The organism is Kribbella monticola (assembly GCF_003261635.1).
In the GTDB taxonomy this organism is placed as follows: domain Bacteria; phylum Actinomycetota; class Actinomycetes; order Propionibacteriales; family Kribbellaceae; genus Kribbella; species Kribbella monticola.
In genome coordinates, this window is record NZ_QFXK01000030.1 from 208792 (window position 1) to 227879 (window position 19088).

The following is a 19088-nucleotide window of genomic DNA, read 5'->3' on the forward strand; positions in this document are numbered from 1 at the left end:
TCTACTGGTCGAGGCATCGGAAATTCATTCGTATCAATCTGTTGACCCATGGAATGACTTGGCACAGACTCATCCGAAAGTCCTCCGCGATCCGCCCCGAGGAGTCCCCGTGAAACGACGCACGTTCCTGGCCGGTACGACGGCCGCCGCCGCTGCCCTGACCCTCGAACTACCGGCCGTCGCGGCACCCGCCGACTTCGCCGCCCTCCGCGCCAAGTGGGCGGCCGCCCTCACCGGTAGCGCGGCAATCGATCCGGCCGACCCCGACTACGCCGCCGCGCTGGGCCGCCTGGACACCGCGGTGAAGGCATCGCTGGCGAAGCTCGATCGCACCGCGACCAGGACACTCGTCTTCACCGACCAGCCACTGACCGCCGACGCCTCGATCCCGAACACCTACGTCCGGCTCGAGCAATGGGCGACAGCCTGGTCCACCCCTGGTTCGCAGTACCACGCCGACCCCGCACTGCTGTCCGACGTACAGGCGGCGCTGGAAACCATGGACCAGTTGATCTACAACCCCAGCACCGTCGAATTCGGCAACTGGTGGTCGTGGGAGATCGGCGCCACCCGACCGCTCGCGAACGTCATGGTGCTGCTGTACGACGAGTTGCCGGCCGCGACCCGGGAGCGGTACTGCGCCGCCATCGACCACTTCGTCCCCGACCCGTACCAGATGTTCCCGCCCGAGCGCGGCCCGATCGTCTCGACCGGCGCGAACCGGGTCGACCTCTGCCAGGCGGTCATCGTGCGTTCGCTCGTCACTGAGGACGAGGCCAAACTCACCCACGCCCGAGACGGCCTCAGCGACACCTGGCAGTACGTCACGAGCGGCGACGGGTTCTACCGCGACGGTTCGTTCGTGCAGCACACCTGGGTCGCCTACACCGGTACCTACGGCCACGTCCTGCTGAACGGCATCGGCAAACTCCTTGCCCTGCTGGCGAATTCGCCCTGGGCCGTCACCGACCCGAAGCGGCAGATCCTGTTCGACTCGGTCGCGAAGGCGTACCTCCCGGTCGTCCACGACGCGCGGATGATGGACTTCGTCCGCGGCCGTGCGGTCTCGCGGTACAACGCCTCCGACCACGACGACGGCTACACCGCGATGGAGGCGATCCTGCGCCTCGCCCAAGGCGTCGAATCGACGCTGGCCGCCCAGTGGCGGGCCGCGGTCGCCGGCTGGGTCCAGCGCGACACCTTCGGCAATGTGTTGTCAGGGGCAACGATCCCCCGGGTCGCCCTGATCAAGAGCCTGCAGGGCATGACCCCGGCGCCCGAACGCAACGGCCACACGCTGTTCGCCGGCATGGACCGATCGATCCACCGCCGGTCCGGCTGGGCGTACTCGATCTCGATGGCCAGCCAGCGGATCGCGTACTACGAATGCGGCAACGGCGAGAACGACCAGGGCTTCCACAGCGGTTCCGGGATGACCTACCTCTACGACCGGGACAACGGCCAGTACGCCGACGCCTTCTGGCCGACTGTGGATCGTTACCGTCTCCCCGGCACCACCGTCGACAAGTTGCCGTTGGCACCGAAAGCGGGTGGCGAGTGGGGCGCGGCCCGACCCACGACGACCTGGGTGGGCGGCTCCACCCTCGACGGCTACGCCGCTGTCGGCCAAGACCTCCAGGGGCCGGCCTCGCCGATGCGGGCCCGCAAGTCCTGGTTCTGCCTGGACGAGTACATCGTGGCGCTCGGCGCGGGGATCAGCGGCAGCAGCGGCTACCCCGTCGAGACGATCGTCGAGAACCGCAACCTGCACAGCATCGGCACGAACACCCTTACTGTGAACGGGATTCCACAGGTTCCAGCCGTCGGCGACTCGGCCGCCGTCGCTGCTCGCTGGGCGCATCTGGACGGCGTCGCCGGGTATGTCTTCCTCAACGGGAGCCCCACCTTGCAACTCCGGCGTGAGGCACGGACGGGTTCGTGGCGTGACATCAACACGGGCGGCCCCACCACCCCGATCACCCGCCGGTACCTGACGATGTGGCTCGACCACGGCGTCGACCCGACCGCCGCGACCTACGCCTACCTGACCGCACCGGGCGCTTCCGTTGCCCGGACCAAGCAGTTGTCCCAGTCCTCCGGCCTGCTGATCCTGCGCAACACCGCCGACGTCCAAGCAGTTCTCAGCGGCGACCTGCTGCTGGTCAACTTCTGGAAGGCGGGCCGGGTTGCCGGGCTGACAGCCGACTCACCTTGTTCGGTGATCCGCCGGGTGCGCGGCCGGGAGATCGACCTGGCCGTCTCCGACCCGACCCAGCGCGCCTCGGTGATCACGCTGCACCTCTTGTTGCCCGGAGCAAAGGTTCTCAGCGTCGACGAAGGCGTCACGGTACGGCGTACGCCGCTCGGCATCGACGTCAGCGTGAACATCGCGGGCGCCGCAGGTGCGACCAGGACGCTGACGGTTCGCGGCTGACGTCAGTAGTCGGCGCCGGCCGACAGCATGACCGGCCGGATCTCGACGGCCAGGCCGTCGATCCTGGTGTCGGGGAGAAGGTCCGCGAGTTCGATCGCGCGGGCCTTCGACTCGACGTCGACGAGGTAGTAGCCGCCGATCGACGTACCCTGGAACGGACCCGAGCGGATCCCGTCGCGGCACACGACCGTACTGGTGCAGGGATCGGCGAGCGCTTCGCGACTGATCAGCTCACCGGCCTCCGCTGTGATTCGGCGGAACTCGTCGTGCCCGGTCCGGACCGATACCCGGTCCGCCTCGGTCAACTCGTCCAGCGCTTCGACATCGGCCTGCAGAATCAACAAGTACTTCACCGGCCCACTCCTCCACTCCAGCCGCCTGCTGCGACCCCTCATCAGAAGTACGAAGCCGAGCGCCCGACTTTGACATGATGGCCGCATGAACCTGGCGACCGAGCGGCTGACGCTGCGGCGGTTCCGCGCCGAGGACGCGGCCGCCTTCGCGGCGTACCGGTCGGTGCCGGAGGTCGCGCGCTATCAGTCCTGGGAGGCACCGGTCAGCATCGAGGAGGCGACCGCTCTGGTGCGGGAGTTCGCCGCCGGGAATCCCTCGGCGCCCGGCTGGTTCCAGTACGCGATCGACCTCGACGGAGTGCTAATCGGCGACATCGGGCTCAAGCTGCACGAGAACCTGATGCAGGCCGAGATCGGCTTCACTCTTGGACCGCAGTACCAGGGCCAGGGTTATGCGACCGAAGCCGTGCGTGGGTTGCTCGATCACCTCTTCGTCGAGCGGAAGCTGCATCGGGTCTCTGCCGAGTGCGATGCGCGCAACGTCGCCTCGGCCGCACTCCTGCGGCGACTCGGGTTCCGCGACGAAGGCCTGCGGCTCGCGAACACCTGGTTCAAAGGCGAATGGACCGACGACCTCTTCTTCGGCCTCCTCCGCTCCGACTGGATCAGCTCGTAGCGCGTGCGGCCCAAGCCCTGGCCACGAGGTGGATCGAGCCGTCCTCTTCGACCGGCAGCCGTCGCTGCACTTCGTCGCGCACGGCATCCTGGGCGTCCTGCTCCAGCGACAGCAGGTACGCCGGCGCGACGCCCTGCCCGCCGAGGAAGGGTTTCCAGTACTCCTCGAACGACGCGAACACAGTCGGTACGACGATGCCGCGCGTCTCGACCTTCGCGAAGCCGGCCTCGGTGAAAAGCCCTTCCAGCCCCTCGGGGTTGCAGAACGGGAAGCGGGCGCCCTCGTCATGGTCGCTGTCCTCCGGTCGCAGCTCGAGCGCGGCATCCCAGAAGTACTTCATCAACTCCATCCGGTCCGCGTAGTCCCACACGTAGACGCCGACGGTCTGCCCGATCTCCCGCATCCGGCGGAGCGCGCCGATCCGGTCCGGCACGAAGTTGAGCATGATCCCCGCGACGACGACGTCGAACGGCCCGTCCGGCAGATCGTCGGCACCGCGGACCTCGAACGTCGCTCGCTCGTCCTGCACTGTCAGCCGCGCGTAGTCGAGGAAGCCCGCCGACAGATCCACACCGACGACGGCCGACGGATCCGCAGTACCGAGAATCGTGCTGGTCAACGCCCCGGTGCCGCAGCCGACATCGAGCCAGCGCAGCCCGGCCGGCTGATCGAGCCACGTCACGAACTCCTCCGCCACCTGACGGCTCCAGCGGCCGACGTACGACTCGTAGATCTCCCCGCTCGCCCAGACGTCCATTCCGGCAGCATAGAGCCGCAAGATTCGAGCTAGACAGCCTTCGCCTGCGTCGATGCCGGCAGCTTGACGCCGGTGAGGCGTTCGGCTTCGAGCCACAGGCGGGCGTTGGCCTGTGAGTCGAGGGAGCGGCTCGGGGCCCTCACCTTTTTGGTCGGGCCGACCAGGCCGAAGAGGCCGTTCGGTCCGTAGTACGAGCCGGCTGGGACATCCGGGCTGGTGGCGGCGAACAGCAGCGGCTCGGCACCCACCTCGACACCCTGCGACGGGATCGGGTTATGGCGCTCGAGGAACGAGTGGTACCAGGGCAGCTTGTCGCGACCAAGGCTCGCGCCGGCGGTCTGGAGGTTGGTGCGGGTATAACCCGGGTGCGCGGCGACGCTGAGCAGATTCCAGCCGCGCTCTGCCGCGATGGCCGCGAGCTGGTGGCTGAACATGAGGTCGGCCAGCTTTGACTGGGCGTAGGTGCCGATCGCCCGGTAGCGGGTGCGCTCCCAGTGCAGGTCGTCGAACCTGATCCGGCCGAAGTTCGCCGCGCCGCTGCTCATCGTGGCCACCCGGGGCGCCGGCGCCGCGAGCAGGAGCGGCAGCAGCCGGAGCGTCAACGCGAACGGGCCGAGGAAGTTGCTGCCGAACTGCAGCTCGAAGCCGTCCTTCGTCGTCATCCGGCTCGGCGGCGTCATCACCCCGGCGTTGTTGACGAGCAGGTCGATCGGAGTGCCGTCCGCGATCAGCCCGGCGGCGAACTCCTCGACCGACGCGAGGTCGGCCAGGTCGATCCGGCGGACTTCGAGAGCCGCATCCGGGTACGCCGCGAGGATCTCGTCCCGGGCGGCCTCGCCCTTCGCGACGGTCCGGACGGCAAGCACCACCCGGGCGCCGGCCGCGGCGAGACGCTTGGCCGTCTCCTTGCCGGTGCCACTGTTCGCGCCGGTGACGACGGCGAGTTTGCCGGTCTGGTCGGGGACGACGTACATGAGCTGCTCCTCGGGGTAAAAGACTGCCGGTCTGTTATGCCCGAAGCTATCAGACCGCTGGTCTGATGACAAGAGACCATCGGTCTGTAAGATGGCGGTATGACGTTTCAGCGGGCCCGGAGCGAGGAGCAGCGCGCGGTACGGCGGCAGACGATCCTCGCCACCGCCGAGACGATGCTGACCGAGATGCCGGTCGCCCAGCTCAGCCTGAACGAGCTGAGTCGCCGGGTCGGCCTGGCGAAGTCGAACGTGCTGAACTACTTCGAGTCCCGCGAGGCCGTCCTGCTCGAACTGGTCGACACCGAGACCAAGGCGTGGGTGCAGGATCTCGCCGAGGCGCTGAGCACAGTGGATCCGGCGGCGCCCGTGGCGGATCGCGGCGAGCAGCTGACGGCCGCCGTCGTACGGACTCTCAAGGCACGGCCCGTGTTCTGCGACTTGATCAGCGCGCAGGCCTCGGTCCTCGAGCACAACATCTCGACCGAGATGGCCTTGGCGTTCAAGCGGGCCACGGTCGCGCAGTACCAGCGGATGATCGAGGTGGTGGCCGGCGTGCTGCCGGAGGTCGGCGTTGAGGGCGCCGGACAGTTCATCAGTACGGCGGCGTTGCTGGCCGGGGCGATCTGGAGTCACGCGTGCGCGGGTCCGGCGATTCTGGCCGCGTTCGAGGCCGACCCGTCGCTGGCCACGCTGCGGATCGAGTTCGAACCAGCGATGACGCAGAGTCTCAACGCGCTGCTGACCGGCCTGCTGCCGCGCTGAGACAACGCAGTACGCCGGGAGCAGGTCCCGGCGTACTGGCAGTCGATCAGGGCAGGTAGTAGTTCGGGTTCGGGAGCTTGAAGGTGCGGTCGGCGAAACCGCCCTTGAGGTCGCTGTACTGGTCGCCGAAGTTGGCGACGATGTCGTAACCGAGCGACTCGATGTGCGCGCGGGTGGCCGACTTGTAGTGGATCGTCGTGCAGGCGCCGTTCGGGTCGCTCGCGCAGGCGGTCTTCAGGTAGGCCGGGTAGTCGGCGAGCGCCGGCTTGGTGAACAGGCCGTCCTCACCGTTGCGCAGGGTGGTCGGCTTCGGGTAGCCGGCGTCGACGCCGATCCCGTCCGCGGTCAGGTTGCCCAGCGTCGCCTGCTCCTGGGCGGCGCCGCGTCCGGTCAGGAAGAAGATCGCGTAGCCCTCACGCTCGGCCGTCTTCGCCATCTCGACCATGCCCGGCACGGCCGGGAACCGCTGTTCGGTCACGAACGTGCCGTTGGTCACCGGGTTGAACGCCCAGTTGCTGGCGATCTCGTAGTTCCAGGTGGCCAGCGCGGTGTCGTCGACGTCGAGCAGGATCGCCTTGGTGGCCCGGCTGTGGTGGTGAGCCGACAGCCAGCGCTTGCCCGCGGCCGCCACCGAGGAGGCTTCCTTGGCGTAGTTGCTGTCCGCCGCGAAGGTGCCGGTACCGAGCGGGTCACCGTAGTAGTTGCGGATCTGCTGCCGCAGTACGTCGATGTTGGTGATCTGGTGCTCGGACCGCGGCGTGGACGTCTGGATCGCCGGCTGCTGGGCGGCGACGCCGGCCGAGTACGCGACGCCGCCGACGACGGAGGCAGCGGCAACGGCGGCGACACCGGTGAGCAGCAGCCGGCGCGACGGCCGGCGCCAGGAACGGTTGAACATGATGACCTCTCCAAGGACGGGTGATGCTTGCAGAAGCAAACTAACCCCGCACCGCGCCGATCATCATGAAGCCGGTCCCAACTCGGGGGGAATCCTCCGCAGCCGGTCACCCAGCGCTGACATCACACCTCGTCGCGTCATCGCCGCTTCACGGCGACAGAGCGGAGGAAAGGAAAGCGAAGGGTGGTGCCGACGGCGGAGGATTCCCACCTCGTCACCATCTACCGGGCAGAACCCCCTCGGCCGCCCGGTCAGGCTGCTCGATCAGTGGTAGAAGTACGGGTCGAGGACCCGGACCTCGGTGATCTTGGTGACCGGGAGACCGTTGGTCTCGGCGGCCTGCCGGATCGCCTCCGGGTTCGGGCCGTCGTAGACGCAGTACGTCGTCGAGTGGTCCGGCGAGACGTAGGAGTGCACCCAGGTGACGCCGTGCTGCGCGTTGCCGTCGACGACGTTCAGGCACGCCTTGGCGCCGCGGTCGTCGGTCGGGATCTCCAGCCCCTCGGCGAAGTTGCGTTCGACCAGATAGCGAGTCATTGCGGATCGTTCCTTTCATCGAGCGAAGGCGTCCATCGCCTTCTGTCCCCGACTCTGCCGAACCGCGGCCGCTCAGCCATGGGGAACGGCTCCCTATCTTCGGCCGTCGGCTCCCCATCTTCGGGCGGCCTCCTGCCGGGTGGCCACGCCCAGTTTGCCGAGAATCGACGACACGTGATGATCGACCGTCTTCGGCGAGATATGCAGCCGTTGACCGATCTCCGCATTCGTCAGATCCTCGGCCAGTAAGGCCAGTACTTCGGTCTCTCGCGCGGTGAGATTGGCAGGATTCTCCCGGCTGCTCCCCCGCGGCCGACGGGGCAGCCCTTGTACGCCGTTCTGTCGCAACCGGCGAGCCACCAGCTCGGCAGCAGGCCACGCCCCCAACTGCTGCAACTCCTGAAGCCCCGCGATCTGCTGCTCGGGATCGGCCTTCTCCGTCAATACAAGCGCGGCTTCGTACGGGCAGCCGAGCTCGCGCCAACCGTCTCCTGTCTTGTACGGCTCGGCGACATAGCCCGGCAGTTCGACCGCCACGCCCGCTGTGCGCAGCCACGAGCCGAGCTCACCGGCCGCCCACGGGTGCTCCAGCTCCAGCGAATGCTCGTAGGTCTCGGCCACCAGGCCTTCCACAGCGTCCATCCGGCCTTGTAGCCAAGCATGTTCGGCACGAGCGGCAGCGGCCGGCCAGAGGCGCTGCAAGTCACCTGTCTGCACGGCCAGCTCCCAAGCCCGCGACAGCGGGCCCTCCGGATCTGGATCACCACGACGGACGCGGAGCCTCCCGAGCACGGTGTTGACCACGATCTGCGAAGGAACGTGCTGCGGATACTTCGTGACGACCTGGCCGGCCAAAGCAGTGGCCTCGGACCACTGCCCCTGTTCGAACCTGGACCGGGACTGCCAGGCCAGCGAGTAGCTCAACGAGGAATCCAGGTCCCGCGCGGCACACCACGAGGCCGCCTCGGCCAACCAGTGATCGGCCAACGCGTACCGCCGGATCTCGCCCGCGCCGGAGCCGAGATTCATCATCGCCTGCGCCGCGCCGGCGTCGTCTCCCACTTCACCAGCGGTCGCGAGGCTCGCCTCCAGCAACTCGACCGCTCGGTCGGGATCCATCAGCCAGTGCGCACTCCCCACCGAGTTGAGCGCCCGGCCGAGCGTGCGGAGATCGCCGAACTGCCGGGCGTACTCGACCGCTGTCGTGCCGAGCACGATCGCGCCGCGCATGTCACGCCCGAGCATCAACAACCTGGCCATCGCAGCCTGGGCCTGAGCAAGAGCGGGACTTGGCGGCCGGTCCTGCAGGAGTGCGACCGCTTGCCTGGCGAGCGCGTGCGCTTCGGCGTTCATCCCGGTCTTCCAGAGCATGTGCGAGCAGCGCGCCATCGTCGCGCCTTGTCTGTCCACCTCGCCCGCCTGCTGCCACAGCTCGGTGGCCCGCTGGGAGGATCGGATGCCCTCGGCAAGGTCACCACTGTCGTCGGCCGATTCGCCGAGACGTTCCCAAAGCTCTGCCTGCACAGCGATCTGGGCATTGTCTGCGTGCCGGACTGCCCTGGCATAGTGCGCCGCGGCCTGCCGATGCGCCCCGAGCTCGGCCGCTCGCCGGGCGGCGACCGGTGCGTGTTCCAGCACCGCGGCACGGTCCCCGGCCACCTCTGCGTGGTACGACAACCGCGCCGGATCGATCTCGTCGGCCTCGGCCAGGTAGTCGAGAATCTGCCCGTGCAGCACCGGCACCCGAACAGCCGGTACGTCGGACTCCACCGCTCGCCGCGCCAGTTCGTGCCGGAACCGCACGGATCGCCCTTCCAGCAAAAGCATTCCGGCCTGGATGCATTCCTCCAGGGCGGCCGCGTCAACCAGCGCGACCTCGGCCCGGTCAGGAACCAGGGACACCACGTCAAGCACCGCCCGAGCCGCCGGCCCCAACCGTGCGGCCCGAGCCAGTACTGCGTCGCGCACGGTCGCGGGCAGGTCGTCGCCTGGCGCGCTGAGCACCTCGGTGACGAAGAACGGGTTGCCTCCGGTCACCGCGAAGAGCTCGTCACCGTCGCGACCAAGTGGCGTTGCCAGCGCAGCGACTGCTTCCGAGGTCAACGCGGGCACCTGCAACCGGCGCACGGATGGTGCTGTTGCCAGGTCGCCGAGGACGCGGCGGAGTGCGTGGTCCCGGCCTACCTCCTCGGAGCGATAGGTGATGACGACCAGCGCGGGAAGCTCGCTGATCCGGCGGCCGACGAACAGCAGCAGGTCGAGGGTGGCCTCGTCGGCCCAGTGCGCGTCTTCCACCACCACTACGGTCTGCGGATCACTGAGAAGCTCGAGGAAGGCAGTGAAGATGGCGTGCCGGTCAGCGCCGCCGGTCGTCAGCAATCCGGCCAGCTGCGGGCTCGCGCGGGCGATGTCGTGTAGCGGTCCGAGCGCCCGTGGCGTCCCGAGAGCATCGCAGAAGCCGAAGCGCACGGCCGTCCCGGTCGGCAGCGTCGCGCAGAACTCCCGGACCAGTGAGGTCTTGCCGATCCCTGCCTCGCCCGCGACGAAGACCATTGCCCCGGGCCGGATCTCCCGTAGCGACGCCACCAAATTCTCGCGCTCCAGGAACATCAGAGCTTCTTCGTGTAGCGGTGGCAGGGGACTGGGATCGGGCCGGTCTCGGTGCTCGCCGGATAGTCGAACGGACCGCTGTCGTGCCAGCCGGTGCGCTCGTAGAAGCGGCGGGCGCGGGCGTTCCCCGTCGCGACGGCGAGCCACGCCTCGTTGTACCCGGCGGCCTTGACCTGGCGTTCGGCTTCGGCGATCAGGGCGGCGGCGACTCCGGAGCCACGGTGGTTGCCGGAGACATACACCTGCTCGACCTCGTCGGCCACGACCATCACGAAGCCGGCCACTTCATCGCCGACAACAGCGACCGTGGTGTCGTCGACCCGGTCCGGAACCCTGTCCCAGAAGGACTTCTCGGTCCGGACCGCTACGAGTTCGTCGGGCACGTTGCCGAGATGGCCGTCCCTCCATCCGGCGTACCAGATGGAGGCGACGGCATCGACATCGCCGGCTTCGGCGGGACGCAGGGTGACGCTCATCCCGTCACTGTAAGTCCAGCGACCGGGCGGCACCCACCACCTTTTACTCCGGGTCGTAGGCCAGGTTCGGGCGCAGCCAGCGCTCGATCTCGGCCAGCGGCATCCCGCGACGCTTGGCGTAGTCCTCGATCTGATCCTTGCCCAGCCGGCCGACGGTGAAGTACCGGGCGGACGGGCTGGCGAAGATCAGACCGCTGACCGCGGCGGCCGGGGTCATCGCGAAGGACTCGGTCAGCCCGAGCCCGAGCTTGTCCGCCTCGAGCAGCTCGAAGAGTTCCTTCTTCTCGCTGTGGTCGGGGCTCGCCGGGTAACCCAGCGCCGGCCGGATCCCGCGGAACCGTTCCGCGTGCAGATCCTCCAGCAGCGGCTCCGCGTCCGGCTCGAACCAGGCCTTCCGCGCTTCCAGGTGGATCCACTCGGCGAACGCCTCGGCGAGCCGATCCGCCAGCGCCTTCACCATGATCGACCGGTAGTCGTCGCCCGCCTGCTCGTACTTCTTGGCCAGCTCCTCCGCACCGTGGATCGCCACCCCGAACCCACCGAGGTGGTCACCAGCCGGCGCGATGTAGTCGGCCAGGCAGCGGTTGTCGCGCCCCTCCGGCTTCTGCGTCTGCTGCCGCAACATCGGGAAGGAGATCTGCTGGCCGTCGAGGATGATGTCGTCACCCTCGCTGTGCGCCGGCCAGAAGCCGTAGGCGCCCTTCGCGGTGAACGAGCCGTCCTTGACGATCTGGTCGAGCATCGTGTTCGCGTCGTCGAACAGTTCCTTCGCGACCGGGTTGTCCAGGATCGCCGGGTACTTGCCCTTCAGTTCCCAAGCCAGGAAGAGGAACTGCCAGTCGATCATCGCCCGCAGCGTCTCCAGGTCGGGCTCCACCACCTTGAGCCCGGTGAACGCGGGCACCGGCAGTTCGCCGTACTCGACCTGCTCGCGGTTCGCCCGCGCCTCCTCGATCGTGAGCATCGGCTTGCGCTGCTTGTTCGCGTGCTGCTCACGAAGGGTTTCCTGGACAGCACGGTTGCTGACGGCAAGCTCTTGGGCGCGGTCGTCGTCCAGCAGGTCGGACACCACGCCGACCACGCGGGATGCATCCAGCACATGCACGGTCGTGTTCTCGTACGCCGGTGCGATGCGCACGGCAGTGTGCTGCTTCGAGGTGGTCGCGCCGCCAACCAGCAAAGGCAGTTTGAGCCCGCGCCGCTGCATCTCCTCGGCCACCGAGACCATCTCGTCCAGCGACGGGGTGATCAGCCCGGACAGGCCGACCACGTCCGCACCCTCGGCGATCGCGGTGTCGAGGATCTTCGCCGCCGGCACCATCACGCCGAGGTCGATGACCTCGTAGTTGTTGCAGCCGAGCACGACGCCGACGATGTTCTTGCCGATGTCGTGCACGTCGCCCTTGACGGTCGCGAGCACGACCTTGCCCTGGCCACGCACGGCTTCCGCGCGACCCTCCTGCCGGGCCAGCTCCTTCTCCGCCTCCATGAACGGCTCGAGGTAGGCGACCGAACGCTTCATCACCCGGGCGCTCTTGACCACCTGGGGCAGGAACATCTTGCCGGCGCCGAACAGGTCGCCGACGATCTTCATGCCGTCCATCAACGGACCCTCGATCACCTCGAGCGGCCGCTTCCGGGTCAGCCGGGCCTCTTCGGTGTCCTCCTCGATGAAGTCCACGATGCCGTGCACGAGTGCATGCGACAGCCGCTCCTCGACCGGGGCCTCGCGCCAGGACAGATCGACCTCACGCTGGGTGCCCTTGCCCTTGACGTTCTCGGCGAAGCTGACCAGCCGGTCGGTGGCGTCGTCTCGGCGGTCGAAGATGACGTCCTCGACGAGTTCCAGCAGGTCGGCCGGGATGTCCTGGTAGACGGCCAGCTGACCGGCGTTCACGATTCCCATGTCCAGGCCGACCTTGCCGGCGTGGTACAGGAACGAGGAGTGCATGGCCTCGCGGACGATGTCGTTGCCGCGGAACGAGAAGGACAGGTTGGAGATACCGCCACTGAGGTGGACGCCGGGACAGCGCTCCTTGATCAGCGGCAGCGCCTCGATGAACGCCTTCGCGTACCCGTTGTGCTCCGACATCCCGGTCGCGACGGCCAGCACGTTCGGGTCGAAGATGATGTCCTCGGCCGGGAAGCCGACCTGCTGGGTGAGCAGGTCGTACGCACGGCCGCAGATCTCGACCTTGCGCTCGACGGTGTCGGCCTGGCCCTGCTCGTCGAAGGCCATCACCACCACGCCGGCGCCGTAGTCGCGGATGCGGCGGGCGTACTCGAGGAACTGCTCCTCGCCCTCCTTGAGGCTGATCGAGTTGACCACGCCCTTGCCCTGCACGCATTTCAGGCCGGCCTCGAGCACGCTCCAGCGCGAGCTGTCGATCATGATCGGGATCCGGGCCACCTCGGGCTCGGTCGCGATCAGGTTCAGGAACGTCGTCATCGCCTCGACGCTGTCGAGCAGGTCGGCGTCCATGTTGACGTCGAGCAGGTTGGCGCCACCGCGGACCTGCTCCAGCGCGACGTCGACCGCCGCCTGGTGGTTACCGGACTCGATCAGCCGGCGGAACTTCGCCGAGCCGGTCACGTTGGTCCGCTCACCGATCATCACGAAGCCCATGTCCGGGCCGATCGAGAACGGCTCCAGCCCGCTGAACCGGGTGGTGTGGTCGGGCTCGACGACGGTACGCGGCTTGGTGCCCTCGACGGCCTTGGCGATCCGCGCGATGTGGGCCGGCGTCGTACCGCAGCAGCCGCCGACGATGTTGACCAGACCGGATTCGGCGAACTCGCTGAGCATCGAGGCGGTCTGCTCGGGGGTCTCGTCGTACCCGCCGAAGGCGTTCGGGAGGCCGGCGTTCGGGTGCGAGGCGACGTAGGTGTCGGCGAACCGGGACAGGTCGGCGACGTGCGGGCGCATCTCCGCCGCGCCGAGCGAGCAGTTCACCCCGACGACCAGCGGCTTGGCGTGCTCGATCGAACTCCAGAACGCCTCGACGGTCTGCCCGGACAGGGTGCGGCCGGACAGGTCGACGATGGTGACCGAGATCCACAGCGGCAGGTCCGGCGCGACCTCGCGGGCGGCGGCGATCGCGGCCTTCGCGTTCAGCGTGTCGAAGATGGTCTCCACCAGCAGCAGATCGACGCCGCCCTCGGCGAGCGCGGAGATCTGCTCGGCGTACGCGTCGCGGACCTGCTCGAACGACACCGCCCGGTACGCCGGGTCCTCGACCCGCGGCGACAGCGACAACGTGACGTTCAGCGGGCCGATCGAACCGGCCACGAACCGGCCGCCGAACTCGTCGGCGGCCTGCCGGGCGAGCCGGGCGCCTTCGATGTTCATCTCGCGGACCAGGGACTGCAGGCCGTAGTCGGCCTGGCCGATGCTGGTCGCGGTGAAGGTGTTCGTGGTGGTGATGTCGGCGCCGGCGTTCAGGTACTGCCGGTGGACGTCGAGGATGACGTCGGGCCGCATCAGGTTGAGCAGGTCGGGGTCACCGGTGACATCGTGGCTGTGGTCGAGGAACCGGCCGCCCTTGTAGTCCTCCGGGGTCAGCTTCGCACCCTGCAGCATGGTGCCCCAGGCGCCGTCGAGGACTGCGACCCGTTGGTCCAGCAGTGCTCTCAGCTCGGTCTGACGTCCGATTACCGGCGTACTCACTCCGCCACCTCCAGATTGACTCCGGAGGCGCCCTTCCAGTCTGTCTCCCGGGCCGAGCGTGGCGGACCCCTCCGGGACCGTTGCAGCGCCTCTCGACCTGGATCGTCATCTTACTGATCGAGACACCGCGATGCCGAATCACTGCCCGAGTACTGAGATCGTTGCCCGTTTTCTTGAGACGCCGCCGTCAGCTCACCAGCGCCTGGATGGCCGGCCCGTAGAGATCTGCGATCCGGCTCGAGGCGGCGCCGGCGGTCGGCCCGGTCTTGTCGACGGCCATCGCCGCGCCCAGGCCGAGGAGATGGGCGACGATCAGTTCGGCGCGCAGAGCGCTGTCGTCGCCGGTCAGCCGGGCTGCGAAGGCCTCGACGACCTGGTCGTGGAAGCGCTCGCGCAACAGCTTGCGTTCGTCGCCGGGGCCGATCGCGAAGACGACCCGGAGCAGCAGGTCCGAGCCGTTCTCCCGGCGCCAGTCCACCAGCGTACGGACGGCGTGCCGGCCGAGCTCGCAATCAGGGGCCTTGAGCAACAATTCGGCCGCGTCGCTGAAGTCGGCGACCCGGTCGAACAACGCCTCCTTGCCGCCGAAGTGCTTGACGATCAGCGATGCGCTCACCCCCGCGTCGGCGGCGATCCCGCGCAGCGTGACCGCGGCGTACGGCTGCAGGGCGAAGGCTTTGCGGGCCGCCCTGAGGATCGCCGTCCGGCCGGCATCGATCACGACGAACCGCCGGCCTCGACCAACGCCGGCCCGCGGCTGGCCGCAGTACGGCGGGCCGGGATCAGCAACGTGAACCCGACCGCTGCGAGTGCCGCGAGGCCGGCGATCACGAAGACGGTCAGATAGGCATGGAGCGTGGGAGCAGTGCGACCCGCCTTGGTGGCGACGAGGCTGGTCAGCACTGTCACCACGACGGCGCTGCAGACTGCCTGGCCGATCGTGCGCATCAGTGTGTTGAGGCCGTTCGCGGCGGCCGTCTCGGTCACCGGCACAGCATGCATGATCAGGGCCGGAAGCGCCGAATACGCCACCGCGGTACCGGCCGAGACGACGGTGGCTCCGGCCACGATCGCGGCCAGATTCCCACTGGTGAACAAGCGCACGACGTACCCCACGGCCATCAGCGCACCGGCGACGGCGAGGGTGAAGCGCGGGCCGCGGGCGGCCGAGATTCGCGCGGACACCGGCGACAACAACACCATGGCGATACCGCCCGGCAGCAGGCAGAGGCCGCTGACCACGATCGACGCACCGAGCCCGTACCCCGTCCAGGTCGGCTCCTGGACGAGTTGCGCGGTGGAGAGCGAGTTGGCGTAGAAGGCGAACCCGATCAGCAGGGCAGCGAGGTTCGTGAACAGCACGGCGGGCCGCGCCGACACCCGGAGATCAACGAGCGGCGCGGCGACGCGCATTTCGTACCAGACCCAGCAGATCGCGATCACGGCTGAGCCGGCCAACAGCCCGAGAGTCGTAGCCGACGCCCATCCCCACGCGCTGCCCTTGGACACCGCGAGCAAGAGGCAGACGAGGAACGCGCTCAACCCGAACGCACCCAGTACGTCGAAACGCCCGCTCGTGCGCAGCTTGGACTCCGGCACGACGAGGAGCACCACGGCGATGTCGAGCAGGCCGAGTCCCAGGCAGATCCAGAACATCGTGTGCCAGTTCGCGTACTCGACCACGAGCGTCGCCGCGGGGATCCCGAACGCGGCGCCGACACCGAGGGTCGAGCTCATGATCGCGATGGACGGGATCACCCGGGCCGGCGGCAGTTCGTCGCGCAGGATGCTGATCCCGAGCGGGACGACAGCTACAGCCGCACCCTGGAACGCACGGCCGGCGATCAGCACCAGCAGGTGCGAGCTGATGGCACAGAGCAATGAGCCGACCACCATCGAGGACAGTGCGACGAGCAGCACCCGGCGCTTGCCGTACATGTCACCCGCGCGTCCGAGCAGCGGGGTGAAGACGGCACCGGTCAGCAGCGTCACGGTGACCAGCCAACTCACGTCGGTCGGATGGCTGTGAGTGAGCGCGGGCAACTCGGGCAGCAGCGGCACCACGATCGTCTGCATCACCGAGACCAGCACGCCACACGAGGCCAGCGCCGCCAGCACCATCCGGGGATGAACAGCAGGCCGAACAGTCACCTTCGAGTCCTCACAGACACAGCTCGTCGCCACGGGCGGGGCGGAGTGAACAGGCGTTTACCTCGATCTAGGGTAAACGCCCGTTCACCGCGAGCTGGGCCGGGTTCACCGACTGAACGAACTGGCCCGGCAGATTCGCCGCAAAATGGACCAGTTGGACGGGCCGGGGCCGACCTAGCGTGGCTGCATGCGAATCTTTCTGGCCGGTGCGACCGGGGTGATCGGGCGGCAAGTGGTGCCGTTGCTGCTCGAAGGTGGACATCAGGTGATCGGATTGACGCGGCGCCCGGACGATGCCGAGGCGCTGCGGCGACAGGGTGCCGAGGCGGTCGTCGCGGATGTGTACGACGCCGGGGCGCTGACCAGGGCCATGGCCGACGCCCGGCCGTCCGTGGTGATGCACCAGCTGACCGATCTCGGCAGCCGGGATCTACAGGCCAACGCCGACATCCGCCGGCGCGGTACGAGGAACCTAGTCGACGCGGCACTCGCCGCCGGTGCGACCCGGATCATCGCGCAGAGCATCTCGTGGGCCTACGAGCCAGGCGAGAAGCCTGCCACCTCCCGCGCTTTGCTTCCTTCCCCCGCCGTTGAGGAGACCCCGCTCGATCTCGACTCGACCGGCTCGCGGTTGGCGACCGTGCGGGCCGTCGCGCAGGTGGAGGCGACCGTTGCCGAACTGCCCGAGTGGGTCGTCCTGCGGTACGGCATGCTCTACGGGCCCGGGACCTGGTATGCCAAGGGCGCCTTGATGGACGACCTGCTGCGCAGCGGTGACCTCGTGCCGAGCCGCGACATCACCAGCTTCCTCCATGTCGAAGATGCCGCGGCGGCCGCAGTACAGGCTCTCGATTGGCCGACCGGTCCGGTGAACATCGTCGACGACGAACCGGCCGCCGGAACGGAGTGGGTGCCTGCCTTCGCTGCTGCGATCGGCGCCCCGGTGCCGGAGGTCGAGGCGGCCGACGCGGCCGATCGTCAGGGCTGGGCCCGTGGCGCCGACAACCGCTACGCCCGGACCGAGCTCGGTTGGTCTCCGCGCTATCCGTCCTGGCGGACCGGCTTCGGCAACTGAGGCGACATACAAGGGCCGGGCTCGACGCTCCCGAGGGGGTAGGAGCAGTCGAGCCCGGTCGGCCGGTCCGCGCGCGGAGGGGGTGCGCTCCGGACCGGGGCTGTGAAGTGGTGACGGGCTCGATGGTCAGCGGACCGGGCCGGCCATCAAGGTGATGGTGGCGGTGTGGGAGTCGCCGGACTGGTCCTGCCAGCTGACGCGGACCTTGTCGCCGGCGTGGTGCGGGTTGAGGAGCGTGGACAGCGCGTCCGGCGAATCGACCGCCTTGCCGTCGAAGGAGGTGATCACGTCGCCGGCGTTCAGCCCCGCCTTGGCCGCGGCACCGTCGGCGACCACGTCGTTGACGATCGCGCCGGAGACGGCCTGGTTCGCCAGCACCGAGATGCCGAGCATCGCCGAGTCGCCGATGTGTACGTCCGCCGAACTCTTGCCCGCCTCGATCTGTTCGGCGATGTCGAGCGCCTGGTTGATCGGGATCGCATAACCCTGCGTCGTGGTCTGCTGCCCCTGCCCGTTGCCCTGCCCTTGCCCGTTTCCGAAGCCCTGGCCGTTGCCCTGCCCTTGCCCGTTTCCGAAGCCCTGGCCGTTGCCCTCGTTCCCGAAGCCCTGACCGTTGTCCTCGCCGCTGCCGAAGCCGCCCGAGCCGAAGCCGTCACCGGCACCCGAGCCGGCGTTGCCGAGGTTCGAGCCGCTGCCGTCGCCGTACGCCGTCTGGCCCGGGCCGCCGGTACCGCCGTTGCCGCTGCCGCCCGCGGTGTCGACGCCGATCACCTCGCCCTTGGAGTTCGCCAACGGACCGCCGGAGTCGCCGGCCTGGATGTTCGCGTCGGTCTGGATCAGGCCAGTCAGGTTCTCCGGGTCGGAGCCGGACTCGTCGGTCGCGGTGATCGCCTGGTTCAGTCCGGTCACCTTGCCGGCCGCATAGCTCGGCGTACCACCGACTCCGCCCGCGTTGCCGATCCCGACCACCTGATCGCCCAGCGCGACCTTGGAGGAGTCGCCGGTCTTGGCGACCTCGAGCCCGGAGGCACCCTTCAGCTTGAGCACCGCGATGTCGTGAGCATCGTCGTACCCGACCACAGCCGCCTCGTACGTCTTGCCGTTCCCGATGTCGGTCACCGTGATCTTGGTGGCGCCCTCGATCACGTGGTGATTGGTGAGGATCTCGCCGTCGGACGTCAACACGATCCCGGTCCCGGCGGCGCGTGCGCCCTCGTACCCGAGCACCGTGTTCACATCCACCAGCCCGGGCGAGACCTTCGCCGCCACGGCCGAGGCATCCATCGAGGAGGAGAGGCTCGACGTGATGCCGCCCGTGTGCTGATCGATGCCCCAGGCAACCGATCCGATCACGGTCGCGGTGGCGAGGCTGAGCACCCCGATCAGCGCCGGCAACCGCTTGCGCCGCTTGGGCGCCGGCGGCATCGGGTGATACCCCCACGGCTGCCCGTACCCCTGCTGATACTGAGGATTCCCCTGCCCGTACCCGAACGACCCCTGCCCGTACTGCGGCCCGTAGTACCCCTGCTGCCCATACTGCTGGCCGTACTGCGGCCCGCCCGCCGCCTGCCCGTACTGCGCCTGCGCGTGCTGCGGTCCGTTCTGCGCTTGCCCAGGCTGCGCTCCGTTCTGCGCTTGCCCAGGCTGCGGTCCGTAGTACTGCGGCTGCTGCCCGTCAGCCGGTTGCTGGTGTTCCTCGTTGCCGTTCATCCCGTTGCCTCCTCAGCCCATCCCGTCTGTCAACGAGTAGACCTCGGCAAACTGAGAACTCCATCGAG

General features: G+C 68.4%; 15 protein-coding genes. 4 read left to right on the forward strand and 11 right to left on the reverse strand.

Annotation, left to right across the window (positions count from 1 at the left end; all coding sequences use genetic code 11):
* Positions 1 to 109 precede the first annotated feature (109 nt).
* Positions 110 to 2434, forward strand: a complete 2325-nt coding sequence (locus DIZ26_RS17350; RefSeq protein ID WP_232828411.1) for a polysaccharide lyase 8 family protein — start codon at positions 110 to 112, stop codon at positions 2432 to 2434.
* Positions 2435 to 2436: 2 nt separating this feature from the next.
* On the opposite strand, the gene DIZ26_RS17355 is transcribed toward DIZ26_RS17350, so the two are convergent.
* Positions 2437 to 2787 carry a YciI family protein gene (locus tag DIZ26_RS17355; RefSeq protein ID WP_112242537.1) on the reverse strand — a complete coding sequence of 117 codons (351 nt, stop codon included), beginning with the start codon at positions 2785 to 2787 and terminating at the stop codon, positions 2437 to 2439.
* 85 nt (positions 2788 to 2872) lie between these two features.
* Between DIZ26_RS17355 and DIZ26_RS17360 the strand changes: the two genes are divergently transcribed.
* Positions 2873 to 3403, forward strand: a complete 531-nt coding sequence (locus tag DIZ26_RS17360; RefSeq protein WP_112242539.1) for a GNAT family N-acetyltransferase — start codon at positions 2873 to 2875, stop codon at positions 3401 to 3403.
* Here the strand turns inward: DIZ26_RS17360 and DIZ26_RS17365 are convergent.
* Positions 3393 to 4160, reverse strand: coding sequence for a class I SAM-dependent methyltransferase (locus DIZ26_RS17365; protein WP_112242541.1), 768 nt, complete (start codon positions 4158 to 4160; stop codon positions 3393 to 3395). The two genes, DIZ26_RS17360 and DIZ26_RS17365, sit on opposite strands and share 11 nt — an antisense overlap.
* Positions 4161 to 4189: 29 nt before the next feature.
* A complete protein-coding gene (locus tag DIZ26_RS17370) occupies positions 4190 to 5134 on the reverse strand; it encodes an SDR family oxidoreductase (RefSeq protein WP_112242543.1) in 945 nt (314 codons plus the stop codon).
* 99 nt (positions 5135 to 5233) lie between these two features.
* On the opposite strand from DIZ26_RS17370, the gene DIZ26_RS17375 reads away from it, so the two are divergent.
* Positions 5234 to 5896: a TetR/AcrR family transcriptional regulator gene (locus tag DIZ26_RS17375; protein WP_112242545.1), complete on the forward strand. Its 663-nt coding sequence runs from the start codon at positions 5234 to 5236 to the stop codon at positions 5894 to 5896.
* Between the two features lie 46 nt (positions 5897 to 5942).
* Here the strand turns inward: DIZ26_RS17375 and DIZ26_RS17380 are convergent, their stop codons facing one another.
* From DIZ26_RS17380 to DIZ26_RS17410, 7 genes are all read right to left on the reverse strand, one after another.
* Entirely contained in the window at positions 5943 to 6794 is an 852-nt protein-coding gene (locus DIZ26_RS17380; protein WP_112242547.1) for an HAD family acid phosphatase, read from the reverse strand.
* Between the two features lie 264 nt (positions 6795 to 7058).
* Positions 7059 to 7331 carry a DUF4242 domain-containing protein gene (locus DIZ26_RS17385; RefSeq protein WP_112242548.1) on the reverse strand — a complete coding sequence of 91 codons (273 nt, stop codon included), beginning with the start codon at positions 7329 to 7331 and terminating at the stop codon, positions 7059 to 7061.
* A gap of 93 nt (positions 7332 to 7424) precedes the next feature.
* Positions 7425 to 9941: an ATP-binding protein gene (locus DIZ26_RS17390; protein ID WP_112242550.1), complete on the reverse strand. Its 2517-nt coding sequence runs from the start codon at positions 9939 to 9941 to the stop codon at positions 7425 to 7427.
* A complete protein-coding gene (locus DIZ26_RS17395) occupies positions 9941 to 10417 on the reverse strand; it encodes a GNAT family N-acetyltransferase (protein WP_112242552.1) in 477 nt (158 codons plus the stop codon). The genes DIZ26_RS17390 and DIZ26_RS17395 overlap by 1 nt, the downstream gene beginning before the upstream one ends.
* A 43-nt stretch (positions 10418 to 10460) precedes the next feature.
* On the reverse strand, positions 10461 to 14084 hold the full coding sequence (gene metH, locus DIZ26_RS17400) for a methionine synthase (protein ID WP_198676145.1): 3624 nt from the start codon (positions 14082 to 14084) through the stop codon (positions 10461 to 10463).
* 187 nt (positions 14085 to 14271) lie between these two features.
* Positions 14272 to 14805, reverse strand: a complete 534-nt coding sequence (locus tag DIZ26_RS17405) for a TetR/AcrR family transcriptional regulator (protein ID WP_112242554.1) — start codon at positions 14803 to 14805, stop codon at positions 14272 to 14274.
* On the reverse strand, positions 14802 to 16235 hold the full coding sequence (locus tag DIZ26_RS17410) for an MFS transporter (protein ID WP_232828412.1): 1434 nt from the start codon (positions 16233 to 16235) through the stop codon (positions 14802 to 14804). The genes DIZ26_RS17405 and DIZ26_RS17410 overlap by 4 nt, the downstream gene beginning before the upstream one ends.
* A gap of 187 nt (positions 16236 to 16422) precedes the next feature.
* On the opposite strand from DIZ26_RS17410, the gene DIZ26_RS17415 reads away from it, so the two are divergent.
* Complete coding sequence (locus tag DIZ26_RS17415) at positions 16423 to 17310, forward strand: NAD-dependent epimerase/dehydratase family protein (RefSeq protein ID WP_112242558.1); 888 nt, start codon at positions 16423 to 16425, stop codon at positions 17308 to 17310.
* Positions 17311 to 17436: 126 nt separating this feature from the next.
* Here DIZ26_RS17415 and DIZ26_RS17420 read toward each other — a convergent pair whose 3' ends face one another.
* Entirely contained in the window at positions 17437 to 19020 is a 1584-nt protein-coding gene (locus DIZ26_RS17420; RefSeq protein ID WP_112242560.1) for a S1C family serine protease, read from the reverse strand.
* Positions 19021 to 19088: the final 68 nt, after the last annotated feature.